Annotated in this window: 12 protein-coding genes; 8 read left to right on the plus strand and 4 right to left on the minus strand. The window is 46.0% G+C overall.

The genetic code is table 11. From position 1 onward, the window contains the following. Nucleotides 1-106: 106 nt before the first annotated feature. Nucleotides 107-304, plus strand: coding sequence for a hypothetical protein (locus tag AB6D58_RS17395; RefSeq protein WP_017070170.1), 198 nt, complete (start codon nucleotides 107-109; stop codon nucleotides 302-304). 190 nt (nucleotides 305-494) lie between these two features. After that, nucleotides 495-1,055, plus strand: a complete 561-nt coding sequence (locus tag AB6D58_RS17400; protein ID WP_050643559.1) for an NADAR family protein — start codon at nucleotides 495-497, stop codon at nucleotides 1,053-1,055. Nucleotides 1,056-1,229: 174 nt separating this feature from the next. Here AB6D58_RS17400 and AB6D58_RS17405 read toward each other — a convergent pair whose 3' ends face one another. Next, nucleotides 1,230-1,988 (minus strand): ABC transporter substrate-binding protein, encoded by a 759-nt coding sequence (locus AB6D58_RS17405; RefSeq protein ID WP_136974558.1) that lies wholly within the window; start codon nucleotides 1,986-1,988, stop codon nucleotides 1,230-1,232. A gap of 88 nt (nucleotides 1,989-2,076) precedes the next feature. Here AB6D58_RS17405 and AB6D58_RS17410 point away from each other — a divergent pair, with 88 nt between their 5' ends. Then, on the plus strand, nucleotides 2,077-4,509 hold the full coding sequence (locus tag AB6D58_RS17410; RefSeq protein ID WP_372157884.1) for a response regulator: 2,433 nt from the start codon (nucleotides 2,077-2,079) through the stop codon (nucleotides 4,507-4,509). Nucleotides 4,510-4,659: 150 nt separating this feature from the next. Here AB6D58_RS17410 and AB6D58_RS17415 read toward each other — a convergent pair whose 3' ends face one another. Together AB6D58_RS17415 and AB6D58_RS17420 are read right to left on the minus strand one after the other, a co-directional pair. After that, nucleotides 4,660-5,412, minus strand: coding sequence for an SDR family NAD(P)-dependent oxidoreductase (locus tag AB6D58_RS17415; protein ID WP_017061222.1), 753 nt, complete (start codon nucleotides 5,410-5,412; stop codon nucleotides 4,660-4,662). A gap of 12 nt (nucleotides 5,413-5,424) precedes the next feature. After that, the gene (locus AB6D58_RS17420) at nucleotides 5,425-6,120 is read right to left on the minus strand and encodes a sulfite exporter TauE/SafE family protein (protein ID WP_017061223.1); all 696 of its coding nucleotides are present in this window, start codon (nucleotides 6,118-6,120) and stop codon (nucleotides 5,425-5,427) included. Nucleotides 6,121-6,482: 362 nt separating this feature from the next. Between AB6D58_RS17420 and AB6D58_RS17425 the strand changes: the two genes are divergently transcribed. Next, the gene (locus AB6D58_RS17425; protein ID WP_069595314.1) at nucleotides 6,483-7,799 is read left to right on the plus strand and encodes an aspartate aminotransferase family protein; all 1,317 of its coding nucleotides are present in this window, start codon (nucleotides 6,483-6,485) and stop codon (nucleotides 7,797-7,799) included. 167 nt (nucleotides 7,800-7,966) lie between these two features. On the opposite strand, the gene AB6D58_RS17430 is transcribed toward AB6D58_RS17425, so the two are convergent. Next, nucleotides 7,967-9,481: a PLP-dependent aminotransferase family protein gene (locus tag AB6D58_RS17430; RefSeq protein WP_372083241.1), complete on the minus strand. Its 1,515-nt coding sequence runs from the start codon at nucleotides 9,479-9,481 to the stop codon at nucleotides 7,967-7,969. Between the two features lie 239 nt (nucleotides 9,482-9,720). On the opposite strand from AB6D58_RS17430, the gene AB6D58_RS17435 reads away from it, so the two are divergent. From AB6D58_RS17435 to AB6D58_RS17450, 4 genes are all read left to right on the plus strand, one after another. Continuing rightward, nucleotides 9,721-10,587, plus strand: a complete 867-nt coding sequence (locus tag AB6D58_RS17435) for a transporter substrate-binding domain-containing protein (RefSeq protein WP_102332332.1) — start codon at nucleotides 9,721-9,723, stop codon at nucleotides 10,585-10,587. 131 nt (nucleotides 10,588-10,718) lie between these two features. Continuing rightward, entirely contained in the window at nucleotides 10,719-11,360 is a 642-nt protein-coding gene (locus AB6D58_RS17440) for an amino acid ABC transporter permease (RefSeq protein ID WP_372157887.1), read from the plus strand. A gap of 115 nt (nucleotides 11,361-11,475) precedes the next feature. Then, on the plus strand, nucleotides 11,476-12,141 hold the full coding sequence (locus AB6D58_RS17445; RefSeq protein WP_017071256.1) for an amino acid ABC transporter permease: 666 nt from the start codon (nucleotides 11,476-11,478) through the stop codon (nucleotides 12,139-12,141). Further along, nucleotides 12,134-12,988 (plus strand): amino acid ABC transporter ATP-binding protein, encoded by an 855-nt coding sequence (locus AB6D58_RS17450; protein WP_372157890.1) that lies wholly within the window; start codon nucleotides 12,134-12,136, stop codon nucleotides 12,986-12,988. The genes AB6D58_RS17445 and AB6D58_RS17450 overlap by 8 nt, the downstream gene beginning before the upstream one ends. Nucleotides 12,989-13,111: the final 123 nt, after the last annotated feature.

The following is a 13,111-nucleotide window of genomic DNA, read 5'->3' on the forward strand; positions in this document are numbered from 1 at the left end:
TGTGAAGCGTCGGAATCATCACACTTCAGTACAGAATTTCTTAACAAGCGAAAAAGCATTTGCTACAGATTACCTGTCCATTACATGGTGCTTTTCGGAGGAAAACATGTCCATTAATTCTATCAACCATGATGAAATGACAAATATTGCAAACAAGTGGGATGCTGAAGAAGAAGAAGTATCTTTCAAACCAGAAAAGAAAATGAAGTCTGCTGAAGCTCGTCGTCGTATCGAGACTCTAAGAGAAATTAGAGAAAGCGGTTTGAGTCTGGAAGAAGCGAGGGAGCTAGGTCTTATTCACTAATAATCCCCATTGCATTTAGAAGGGTGGCACAACGCCACCCTTTGATTTATAAGTGTTTTTTTCATGTTTCCTATCCAGATTTAATCAACTCCTTGATTCTTTGGCTCACTGTTCTGTTTAGCCTAACCCTTTTGATATTACGCTTTTCAGATGAAAAACACGCACATGGCATACTCTTGAGCTAAGTTGTTTGACAGTCATATTCAACGCCACTAATTTTAAAGTTAAAGCAAAAATATGCGATGTCGTTGGTAAGGAGAAGGCTATGTCTAATTCTGTGGCTCAAGCTAAAGAAGTGCTGTTTTACGAACCCGAAGATCCGAACGGATACCTGTCAAATTTTGCCGCTTGTCCTATCAAGGTAGGTGATCAAGTTTGGGCAACCAGCGAACATTATTATCAAGCGATGAAGTTTGCCTCCGAAGCGCTACGTAATACCATTTTGGAAGCCAGTACACCTGCTGAAGCGTTCTCTTTAAGTCGTGACTACGAAGACCAAGTTCGCGAAGATTGGTATGACATTCGTGTTGAAGTGATGCAGTTTATTGTGACGGAGAAGTTCAGACAGAATCCACAGTTTGCGCTGTTTCTTACCAATACCGGAGATTCGGTGATCAAAGAACATTCGCACAAAGACCACTTCTGGGGCGATGGCGGCGATGGAACCGGCGAGAACCATTTGGGTAAGATTCTGATGGCAGTGCGTCACCAGCTTCGCACTCAGCAACTGCATTTAATTGCTTCGCACTGATTCGTCGATTCAGATAGCGGCATGCTTATCATTACTCCTTAGACGCATTTAAAAGGCCGCCCTGCTATCTAGTATGAAGCAGGGCGGCCTTTTCGGTTTTAGAGAGTCAGGCATCAACGAGAGTTAACGTACGTGACTAAGCTATCCGTTGCTAAGTTCTAAGTTACGCTGGTGCTATAAGTAACTCTGTACGATGTCGTCAAGCTGTCCATCGTCTTTCATTTGGTCTAGGCGTTGGTTGATGAAGCTTTGCAGCTTAGGATCCATCTCAGGGTCAAACGCCAAATGGATAGGGTAGTTATTGATGACAGAACCAAACTCATGCATCTGGTAATCATCAATACTCAGTTTTTGCTCGTTTAGGTTGTATTTGATTCGTGATTCCATTTCCACAAACACGGTGTCGCCAGGTGCTCGGTTCAGGACACGAAACGCAGCAGTGTAATCTTTTACTCGAATCTCGTTGAGCTTGCCCTGTTGGATATAAGGTTCCAAGTTCGGATACTCAAATCCTTTCAGCAATACCACGGCTTTCCCATCGAGATCATCGATTGTATTGAACTCAAATGGCTTTTTACCGCTGCTGAGTAATACGTGTTTTACATTGTAAATCGGGTCTTCAGATAGGTTCGCAGATTGAATATTCCCCCAACTAGGGCTGCCATAGGTAACCCAGTTTGGATTCTCTCTCGCATCGAGCTTGTCGATCATTCGATTAAAAGGGTAGGTGTGGTAGTTGATCTCATATTGGCTGTCATCAAACACGGCTTCCACAATATCTGAAACAATTCCTCTGTGAGATGACCCGTCAGTTTCGATTTGAAAAGGTTGCGCTTGGCTCGCAATAATGTAGTAGTGAAGAGGTTCGCTTGCAGAAGCATAACTGCTTGAAAACAAACTGACTATGGATGCAACGATAAGATGTTTTTTCATAACCTTCCCTAGTTATTTGATGAATGACTACTATTATACTAGTTGAGTAATTGTAGTTTGCTAGGATAACAATAATGGTAATTTGTGTATGGTGACAAAAGGAAAACGCTACGTTGGACTCTCCCGACAGTTGATCGGGATGATAATAGCGATCAGTACCTTATTCACAGTTATAGTGACAGGTCTCGGGTTGTATGTAGAGTACCAAAGTCGAGTTTCTTTTATCAGCTCTCAGATCGAGCAGGTCAAGGCTGGCTACCTTTCTGGTTTAACGGCAAGTTTGTGGGTTGAAGATCGAGAGCAATTGTTTGTGCAAGCCGAAGGCATCTCTCGCCTCCCTTCGGTCAGTTACCTTCTTATCGAAAGTCCCGATGAAAAAATTCTAGAGTTAGGTCAAAAGACCGAAGGCCAATCTTATTCTCAGTCTTGGGAAATGGTGCACCAGATGGGCGGCACAGACTTCCCGTTGGCGACGCTCACGGTGCAATCAGACTTGAGCATGATCCTAGATGACTTTGAAGAACGAGTGTTATTGTTGCTCGCCTTCGAAGCCGTTAAAATCTTCTTGTTGTCTCTCGTATGTTTAACCATCGTCTATCGTCTTGTCGTAAAACGTTTGATGACTATGTCTTCCCAAATCAACCAACAACAGGTCGAAGACAACAAACCGCGCTTTATAACGCCAACTCACTCTACTTACAAAGATGAGATATCGACTCTAGAGAGTAGCTATAACCGATCGGTAGAACGTATTCGTCAACAATATCAAGAGCTGGAAAAAGCCAAAGACGTTGCTGAGGTGGCCAACCGCAATAAAAGTGAATTTCTTGCCAATATGAGTCACGAAATCCGTACACCAATGAATGGGATTATCGGGTTGTCGTCTTTGCTCTCTGAAATGGATATGCCGAAAGAGCAAAAAGAGTACATCAACATGCTCAACACCTCTTCGCTTACGTTGCTCGACTTAATCAACGACATTCTCGATTACTCGAAGATCGAAGCGGGGCGACTAGAGCTTCAGCAAGAGCCGATGAAAATGATGGGCATTGCGGCCGACGTTGAATCAACCTTTCGAGTGAAAGCCGAACAGAAAGGGCTTCGATTCCAATTAGCGATCGACCCTAAGATCCCAACCATGGTGATTGGCGACGGTACTCAACTAAGACAAGTCCTAAATAACTTAGTAGGCAACGCGATTAAATTTACCGAGCATGGCCACGTCACGCTCTCGCTTCGTTTGGAAGAGGTGGTTGAGCCTGAGCAAAAACTCAGAGTGAGGTTCGAGGTTGTCGACAGCGGTATCGGTATTGCAGAAGACAAACAGAAATCGGTGTTCGATAAGTTTCAACAAGCCGACGGCAGTACCACACGTATTTATGGAGGCACAGGGCTTGGTCTAACAATATGCGAGAAGATAGTGACATTGATGGGCAGCAAGCTTGAACTCACCAGTGTTGAAGGTAAAGGCAGTACCTTCTATTTTACGGCTGACTTTGACCCGTGTTTAGAAGCCGATGAAAGCAATATCGATTTCAATAAGGTTTCGGTTCTGCTTGTGGATGATAGCCAGCTGAACATGTGTATAACGTCTACACAGCTTCAATCCTTTGGCGTTAAGTCTGAGTGCTGTGAAACGGCAAACCAAGCGTTAGAGTTGGTTTCAGAGTCTGTGGCTAAGTCATCACCTTATGATCTCGTTCTGATAGACAAAGTAATGCCGTCCGTTGATGGCTTTCAACTGGCGAGAAGCTTAGTTGAACGCTTTGGTAGCGAGTGTCCCAAGTTAGTGATGATCTCTGCTGACCCTAGAAAGCAAGATGAAGCTCGTGCTAAACAAGTCGGTTTTGTTGCCTACATTGCGCGTCCTTACCAAGATAATCAGCTTAAATGGACCATCAGTGAGGTACTCGCGAGAGCGGCTGATACTTCAGTCTTTACCTATCCGAACAGAGGAGAGGTTGCGTTTAAAGACAATGAACCTGTGCCGTTAAGTAAACCTGCAGCGGTTGTTAAAGATGCTCCCATTGTCTCTGTAAACGCCACACCAGCCGATAAACAAGATCCAATTCAAGCAGAGTCAAAACCTGTCGCAGTTGCCGGAGAATTTAGTGGTACGGTTTTAGTTGTTGAAGACTCGCGAGTAAACCAACAAGTCGCCAAGATGATGCTCAAGAAGCTTGGCTTTGAGGTTGATATTGCCGACAACGGTGAAATTGGTGTCGAGAAATTCAAAGCCAACGAATACGAGATGATTTTTATGGATTGTCAGATGCCGGTTCTTGATGGCTTCGAAGCGACCAAGCAGATCCGAGCGCTCGAAGAAGGGGCTGCAAAGCATATTCCAATCATTGCGCTGACGGCCAACGTCGTGCAGCGAGACAAGCATTTGTGCTTCGATGTAGGCATGGATGAGTTTTTACCTAAACCGGTTAACCAAGGCAAACTGAGAGAGATCGTAGCGAGTTTCTTGTCGAAAGAGACGGAATCAAACAAAGAACATGAGCAGCAAATTGTTTAGTTGAGTATCTCTAATCTTACTTTCATTAAAAGAGTAATGAGGCGAATTAGACATAGTCTTTTATGCCGTTGGTTATATTTGAAGTATCGTGTGAAAGAAATGATAAAGGTGGCCTGAAAGACCACCTTTTTTGTATGTGTCGGTTTGAACTTAATCTCTATCGATTGCGAACGCAGACCATGCTTGACGTGTCGGCATCACTTCGACTCGGTTAATGTTGATGTGATCTGGCAAGGTTGCGATATAAAACATCTGCTCGGCAATATCCTCTGCTGACAACGGTGTAGTGCCTTGGTAAAGGTTGTCTGAAGCCGTCTGGTTACCTTTAGTTCTTACAAGAGTAAATTCCGTTTCTGCAATACCAGGGGAGAGGTCAGTCACTCGTACCCCTGTGCCTTGTAAGTCACAACGTAGGTTGTAACTGAACTGCTTTACGAACGCTTTGCTGGCACCATACACATGGCTTCCTGGGTAAGGCCACTGTCCGGCGATTGACCCAACATTGATGATTGAGCTTCCTGCGCCTTTTTTAATTAACGTAGGCAACAGCGCATGAGTAACATTAACCAAGCCTGTGACATTGGTATCGATCATAGTGTGCCAGTCTTTCAAGTCCACATCAGGCGCGCCTTCTGGTGCCAAAGCTAACCCAGCATTATTGACCAATGCGGTAATCGATGAAAATTCAGCGGGTAATGAATCAATGGCTTGTTTTACGGCGTCTGCGTCTCGAACGTCGAGTTGAATTACATGCACAGGCACCGTTAATTCTTCCTTTAGGTCGAGTAGCCTTTCGATTCGACGACCAGACAGCACTAACGACCAGTTATCTTCTGCGAAACGTTTTGCTGCCGCTTTGCCGAAACCAGAGGTTGCCCCTGTAATGAACGCTATCTTATCCATAAATACATCCTTCTAATTTGAAATTAACATAAGTAGTGCCATGCCGATCAAAATCGGCGCGGTCGTTGTTTTTGCAGACAAGTTCGGTACTGATAGATACAGTTTTTGCCCCAGTACATTGCCAATCAAAGCTGCCGGTAATAGCCATAAACCTGTGATGAACGATTCTTGGTTAAATGCGCCAATCCATATGAAGCCGATCAGTGAAATCGCTGAACTCAGCAGAAAAAACACAATCGCGGTGGCTCTCTGTTCACTGGTTTTAATGGTCAGGTTCATCAAATACGTCACTAATGGCGGACCTCCTGAAGAAGCGGTGGTCATGCTAAACCCCGAAATGGCTCCCGCCCAAAACGCGTGTCGTTGGTGCAACCAAGTGAGGCGTAAGTCCAAAATAATCAGCGTGCCAGCGACCAAAGACATCATCGCGATAAAGGCCTTCAAGCCTGATTCCGATATCGTGCTAATGAAATACAGCGAGAAAGGCACCGCAACCAACATGCCAATACACAGCGGCGCAATAAGCCGGATATTGATGGTGGTTTTACTTCGCTTGAGCAGAGGAAAGGCACTTAAAAAGTCCAACAAGATAGCGATGGTTACCGCTTGCAATGGTGGAACAATAAAGCTGAGGGAAAGCGCTACGATAATCGCAAACCCAAATCCTGAATAGCCTCGAACTACTCCTGCAAACAGAATCAATGTCATCGCTAATCCTAATTCCACTCTTGCTCACCTCTTTGCTTTTGATATTGCTGCTGCGTTAATTAGCGTTCGATGAGACCTGTCTCGTCTGCCTTTCAATCTATTCACACCTAAGAGTTTTGAATAGAGCCAGATCGACGATTGGATTGGGTCAGGCAGTTTGTTGGATCGGGGATGAGACTTGGGCTGATGTACTGGCCCAATGTTTTGTTGAAACTGACACTATGACCTCCGCCCTGTTTGGGATGAAGATTATTCCATCCGATAGCGCAGCCTTTTCAATGTCGTGTTTTGTGTCTTTCATTCTCGAAGACGAGCCAAGCACGAGCGGCTGTGAATCTAGTGTTGTTAATGGAGACGATGAAATGGAAGTATCAACAGAACAGCTTGTGAACCAAGATATTATCGACCTCGACAAGAGCGTATTTCATTCTTGGTCGATTCAAGAAGCAGCGGAGCCTATCGCCATTGCGGGTGGGCAAGGATGCAAAATGTGGGACTACGAAGGTAAAGAATACCTTGATTTTAGTAGCCAACTGGTTAACACCAACATTGGTCATCAGCATCCACAAGTGATCAAAGCGATTAAAGATCAGGCTGATTCATTAGTGACCGTTGCCCCTGCGACCGCCAACCTCACTCGTGGTTTGGCGGCTAAGCGTATCTTGTCGAAAGCGCCAAGCTCGTTTAAGAAGGTGTTCTTTACCAATGCAGGGGCAGATGCCAACGAAAATGCGATTCGCATGGCGCGACAATTCACAGGGCGCGACAAGGTGCTATCTGCTTACCGTTCTTACCATGGCAATACAGGTACTGCTATTGCTGCGACGGGGGATTTTCGTCGAATTCCAAACGAGTATAGCCGTGGGCACGTTCACTTCTTCAATCCATTTCTCTATCGAAGCGAATTCAACGCGGCGACTGAGGCAGAAGAGAGTGAGCGTGCCCTGCAGCATTTAGAGCGAGTGATTGAATGCGAAGGACCAACGGCGATTGCGGCGATTATCCTAGAGACGATTCCGGGAACGGCTGGTTTTCTCATTCCGCCCAAAGATTACCTTATCGGCGTGCGTGAGCTGGCAACCAAACATGGCATTCAGTTGATATTCGATGAAGTCATGGTCGGCTTTGGTCGCACGGGTAAGTGGTTTGCGTTTGAGCACTTTAATGTCGTGCCAGATCTGATTACTTTCGCGAAAGGGGTGAACTCGGGTTATGTGCCGGCTGGTGGCGTGGTGGTCAGCGAACCGATCGTTGAGCACTTTAAGTCAAACTTCTTTATGGGCGGCTTAACGTACTCTGGTCACCCTTTGGCGATGGCTTCTATCGTTGCAACGCTCGATGTGATGGAGCAAGAGGGCATTGTCACACACGCTGATAACGTCGGTAACAGCGTTTTAGGGCCGCTTCTACTGAGCCTTCAAGAGTTGCACCCTATGATTGGTGATGTGCGCGGCAAAGGGATGTTCTGGGCTGTAGAGCTGGTGGAAGATCGTGAAAGCAAGACGCCTTTAAGCAATGAAAAAATGGGGCAATTGAAAGCACAATTGACCAAGCGAGGCCTGTTGACCTTCATTGTGAACAACCGCATTCACGTTGCGCCACCTTTGGTTATTCAGCCAAGCGAGATAAAGAAAGGCGTTAAGATCATTGATGAAGTGTTGTTTGAACTCGCTTCTTAATTCTTCAATAAGATAGCCAGCACAGCAACCAAGGCACTTTGACAAAGAATTCCCCGTTCTTTTCAACGTGCCAAACCTAACCTTCAGAAACGACAAAAGAGCATCGATTGATGCTCTTTTTACGTTTATTCACTAAATCACTTTGCTCAAACCGCTCTTAAGTGATGCTAGATCTTCATCGCCTCAGACAGCTCTTTGATACCGGGTGCGATCAGATCTTTGTCGATGGCGTGAAAGCCCAATCGAAAATAGGAATTGGGGTCATATTCTGACAATGCTTCACAACCCGATTCCGTTTCGGTATTCGTCATAAAGTGTGAATAGCCTGTCTCAATCAATATGCCCTTTTGGGCGGCTCGTGAAGCTAAACGCTGGCTATTGATGTGGCTGGGCGTTTGTAGCCACAGAGAGTTGGCCTGCTCGCTTTGAGCCAGTCGCTTGCAGTCAGGTAAGTACTTCAAGACAGCATCGTTGATCAGCTTCCAGCGCTGGCGAGTGTTTTCTCTAAAGCGCCTCACAAAGCTGTCGTAGTAGCCTTGTTCAATAAAGTGCGCTACTTCCATCTGAACACGGCTTGGCGCATGTCGGTACATCAAGCGACGCAGTATTCTAAGGTCGTAGATTAACTCTTCAGGTGCCACGATGTAGCCTAACCTCAAGCCGGGTGCCAGTAGCTTAGAGAAGCTGCTGACGTAGATGACTCTCCCTTCCTTGTCATTGGCTTTTAGCGCGGGTTTAGGATTCCACTCCACGTTGCACTCGGCGTCATAGTCATCTTCGATAATTACCGCGTCATTGGCTTTGGCCATTTCAAGTAACTGAGTTCGACGCTCATCACTCATGGTGACGCCGGTTGGAGCTTGATGGCTAGGCGTGACATAGAAGTGATCACACAGTGAAGAGTGCTCATTGAATCTCAATCCTTGTTCATCCACTTGATGCGGGTGTAACTGCGCGCCAGAGAGATTGAAGATGTGATTCGCTTCTTTGTAGCCGGGGTTCTCGACTCCGACTCGACTCTGATGGTTCATGAGCAAAGTCGAAATCAAATACAGCGCATTCTGCGAACCTAAGGTTATGAGGATCTCATCACTTTGGGCATGAATACCGCGCTGTGGGAGCACCCTTGTGCGTATCTGTTCGACCAGCATGTCGACGTCTTTATCGACCTTGTCGCAAAGCCAGCGGTGATCATGTGGGTCTGAGGTGACCTTTCTTGTCGCTTCTCGCCATTGAGCTAATGGGAAGTCATTGATAGAGGGTTGGCCAAAAATAAATGGGTATTGGTAACAACTCCAATGCGAGGGTTTGACGATGCGTGGGTATTGGCCCAATTGCAGCTTAACGCGTTTGCTCCAATCCGGTGCATTGTCGCTGTCGGCTGATTCAAAATGATCCAAACTCGCGTCGATAGTATCACTCGGGTTTTCATACTTTTCTGAAAGGTAATAACCACTGCGAGGCTTACTGATGAGGTAGCCATCGTCGAGCAAACTGTCGTACACCAAGGAGACAGTATTGCGTGAAACACCCAATTGGCTAGACAGCTTACGACAAGACGGAAGCGCTTGTTCAGCCGGAAAAATACCATTCAATATCGCCGTCACCAAATAGCTACGTACTTGTTCTTGCAGGCTTCTTTTGGAATCAAACTCGATGAAACAATTGTGATTTATTGCCATGAGATACAGTCCTTATTCTCAGTGAACCTCAGTCCAATTTGTATAAAAGAGCAAGAAATGCGCCAGAGTTCATATTGATGTTTTAAGAGTGTGTTTTGCTCTCTCTCAACCCCGAAAATTACGTTGTCCCAAACTAGAAAATCGTTCTGTCCCAACCTGAAAATTAAATTGGCTCTACGTCTCCGATGCATTCCGTTCATAAAGTAAAGGCAGGCAAATAATCTCGATAAGGAAAGCGTATGAAACAGGGAATGACGATGAAGGCATGGGTTTCAACAGCGGCAGCGACAGTTGTACTGGGTTGTTTTGGAGTCGCACAAGCATCGGAGCTTGCAGCCATCGAAAAGCAAGGCTTCATGAAAGTGGCGACAGAAGATAACTACTCTCCATTCAACTATATCGACCGCGGTAAGCCTGCGGGGATTAACAAAGATTTGCTTGATGAGTTACGTGAATATTCGAAGTTCGATATCGAACAAGAGATCTTACCTTGGACAGGACTACTCGCTTCGGTATCTGCGGGTCAATATGATGTGGCGTTAACTGGCGCGATCATTACCGATGCTCGCTTGAAGGCCTTTGATTTCACTCCACCTATCGCTTCAGCGCAGCATTACTTCTTAACCAGAGCTGACGCGGAAGATATTAATACGGTAGCCGATTTAGATGGAAAAACAGTGGGCTTACAAGCGGGCAGTGCTTTGCTAGAAAGGCTTCCAGAGCTCGAAGTGATGCTCGAAGCACAAGGCAAATCTTTGGGTAAAGTGGTGCAGTATCAATCCTACCCAGAAGCGTATTCCGACTTGGCAATCGGCCGAATAGACTACGTGATCAACAGTGTGGTTTCTGTTAACGAGGTAGTGAAATCCAAAGCGAAGGTGTTCAAAAAAGGCGAGGCGGTGTCTGGCCCAGGTTTCGTGAGCTGGCCTGTTCCTAAAGAGAACCCTGAGCTTTTGGCTTATTTAACGGAATTTTTCCTGCACCTAGAGCAAACAGGAAAAATGGCGGAGTTGCAGAAGAAGTGGTTCGGTGAGTCGTTCGACCAACTGCCTTCAGAGGCCATCACTTCCGTTGAGCAGTATCACAAGCTAACAGCAGTCCAATAGATGGATAAGCATGCGCTGACACAAACAGTTAACGGCTGTTTGTGTCCATGCCAATGGGTTCAAAGCGGTTTAACCCATGAGTCATTTGCGCAAAACCTATCGAAAGAAGTCGCTTATCAAAGAGGTCGTTTATGGATTATTACGCTTGGGAACAGTTGCTACAGGGCGCGTGGGCTACGGCATGGATATCGGCAGTCTCGATTGTATTAGGTGTCGTCATCGGGCTAGTCATTGCTTTAATTCGAATGATGAAAATCCCGTTTGTGGATCAAATGCTGGGTATCTATGTCAGCTGGGCACGAGCAACGCCTTTGGTGACACTGGCTCTGTTTATTTTCCTTTCTTTTCCGTCATTTGGCATCAATTTAGATAAACACGTTTCTGCTATTTTAGCTCTCACACTCAATACATCGGCATTCAATGCAGAGATTTGGCGCAATGCCTTTCTTAACTTTTCAAAAGGACAAATGGAAGCGGCAGAAGCCATTGGTATGAGACGTATCACTTATTTTCGCCGCATCATGTTCCCGCAAATGGTGATCATGAGCCTACCAGCGCTAGTCAATGAGATGTCGTTCTTAATCAAAGGCAGCCCAGCGATTGCGGTGATCGGCATCGTCGACCTAACTCGTGTCACCAATCGAATCTCTGCGGTTACCTATGAACCACTTGGGCCGATTCTATGTGCCGGTGCCATTTACATGTTGATTATTGGCGTGTTGGTGAAGTTGCAAGCGGTGGCTGAAAACCGAGCTACTTATCTGCAGCAATAAGTGCATACATCTGTTTACAGTAGCAGCAACAGTTTGGCCGTCATCACTACTTGGTCAGCTACACCATTTACCTGCTTGTGAAGCGTCATTGAGTGGGTAAATTTAAGGAGTAAATATGGAAGAATGGAATATTATCTGGCAACAAAAAGAGCTGTTTGCTTCTGGTTTTGTGACCACGTTTTATCTTTTTGTTTCGTCTTCAATCTTGAGTTTCGTCATAGGCATTGGTTTGTTGTACTGTCTCGAAAACTCGAGACTCGGTGTTAAGTACACCATCAACAGTTTGATAGGCATGATGCGCACCTTACCGTTTCTGATTTTAGCCTATCTGCTCTATTACGGTTTGCCTCAGGTTGGCATTCGACTAGATGCAGTGACTGCGGGAATCATCGCACTCAGCCTCTATCACGGTACGTATTTCTGTGAGATTTTCCGAGGTGTTCGTAAGGGGTTAGAGCCTGGTTACATCGAAGCGGCGCACGCTTATGGCTTTTCTAAACTCAAAACCTTCACACGAGTCATCACACCCAACGTGTTGTGTAAGTCGGTTCCTCTGATCACTAACCAACTCATCATCTGCTTAAAAGACACTGCGTTTCTTAGCATCATCACCGTCGCAGAAATTACCGCGGCCGCCAACAGCATTCAATCGACCTACTTCATCCCATTGAATGCGTTCATCATTGCTATCGCGCTCTACTGGGTTGTGAGTATTGCACTTGAAAGCATCACCAAACGAATCCAAACCAAAGTTGAACTTAGAGGACTTAGCCATGCTTAAACAATCAGAGATTATTGAAACGGAAGCACCGATTAACCCTTCTTTGGGCGTGAATTTGGAAGTGATTGAGTGCGAGCCACTATTGGAAGAACGAGAGACGATCATCAAGGTTGAAAACCTGTCGAAACAGTTTGATGGCATCGAAGTACTGCGAGACATCAACCTCAACATCAACAAAGGCGATGTGGTGAGTATTCTCGGCTCGTCAGGTTCGGGGAAATCGACGCTACTGCGTTGCATGAACTGGTTAGAGCAGCCAGAGCGCGGCACGATTTTTATGGGTGATGAGCGTATTGGTATCAACTCTGAAACGGGTAAGCCACTCAAATACAAAGAGTTGGCGAAACTTCGAGAGCGTCTTGGAATGGTTTTCCAAAGCTTCAACTTATGGCCGCATCTCACCGTGTTGCAAAACGTCATGGAAGCGCTGGTTCATGTTAAGAAGATAGCGAGATCAGACGCCGAGGAGATGGCTCGTAAGCAACTCGACAAGGTTGGGATGTCACACAAACTAGAGAGTTACCCAAGCATGTTATCGGGTGGGCAAAAGCAACGTGTCGCGATTGCCAGAGCTCTCGCGATGGAGCCGGATGTATTGCTGTTTGATGAGCCAACCTCCGCGCTCGACCCTGAATTGGTCGAAGAGGTGTTACTGGTAATGAAGAAGCTATCGCAAGAGGGTTACACCATGGTGGTGGTGACTCATGAGATGGAATTCGCGCGTCAGGTGTCGGATCAGGTGGTATTCCTTGAGAAGGGCATCTTGATTGAGAAATCCAACCCTGAGAAGTTCTTCACTAACCCAGATTCAACAAGGGTAAGGAAGTTCCTCAAGCTTGATTCATGAGCTAGATGATTCGCGCACCTTAATGTTTGATTGTTAAAAAACTCCGACTGAATCAGTCGGAGTTTTTGTATTGTGCGCCGAGCATGGCGTTGATCTAGGAGGTGAAAGTCCTCTACGGGCTCA

Source organism: Vibrio sp. 10N.239.312.D08 (assembly GCF_041466145.1).
Classification (GTDB): Bacteria; Pseudomonadota; Gammaproteobacteria; order Enterobacterales; family Vibrionaceae; genus Vibrio; species Vibrio crassostreae_C.

Excerpts from the sequence above, each read along its gene's own strand:
- AB6D58_RS17435 (WP_102332332.1), top strand. The coding sequence starts at position 9,721 with ATGAAACAGGGAATGACGATGAAGGCATGGGTTTCAACAGCGGCAGCG.
- AB6D58_RS17395 (WP_017070170.1), top strand. The coding sequence starts at position 107 with ATGTCCATTAATTCTATCAACCATGATGAAATGACAAATATTGCAAAC.
- AB6D58_RS17410 (WP_372157884.1), top strand. The coding sequence starts at position 2,077 with ATGGTGACAAAAGGAAAACGCTACGTTGGACTCTCCCGACAGTTGATC.
- AB6D58_RS17405 (WP_136974558.1), bottom strand. The coding sequence starts at position 1,988 with ATGAAAAAACATCTTATCGTTGCATCCATAGTCAGTTTGTTTTCAAGC.
- AB6D58_RS17425 (WP_069595314.1), top strand. The coding sequence starts at position 6,483 with ATGGAAGTATCAACAGAACAGCTTGTGAACCAAGATATTATCGACCTC.
- AB6D58_RS17430 (WP_372083241.1), bottom strand. The coding sequence starts at position 9,481 with ATGGCAATAAATCACAATTGTTTCATCGAGTTTGATTCCAAAAGAAGC.
- AB6D58_RS17440 (WP_372157887.1), top strand. The coding sequence starts at position 10,719 with ATGGATTATTACGCTTGGGAACAGTTGCTACAGGGCGCGTGGGCTACG.
- AB6D58_RS17445 (WP_017071256.1), top strand. The coding sequence starts at position 11,476 with ATGGAAGAATGGAATATTATCTGGCAACAAAAAGAGCTGTTTGCTTCT.
- AB6D58_RS17415 (WP_017061222.1), bottom strand. The coding sequence starts at position 5,412 with ATGGATAAGATAGCGTTCATTACAGGGGCAACCTCTGGTTTCGGCAAA.
- AB6D58_RS17450 (WP_372157890.1), top strand. The coding sequence starts at position 12,134 with ATGCTTAAACAATCAGAGATTATTGAAACGGAAGCACCGATTAACCCT.
- AB6D58_RS17420 (WP_017061223.1), bottom strand. The coding sequence starts at position 6,120 with ATGACATTGATTCTGTTTGCAGGAGTAGTTCGAGGCTATTCAGGATTT.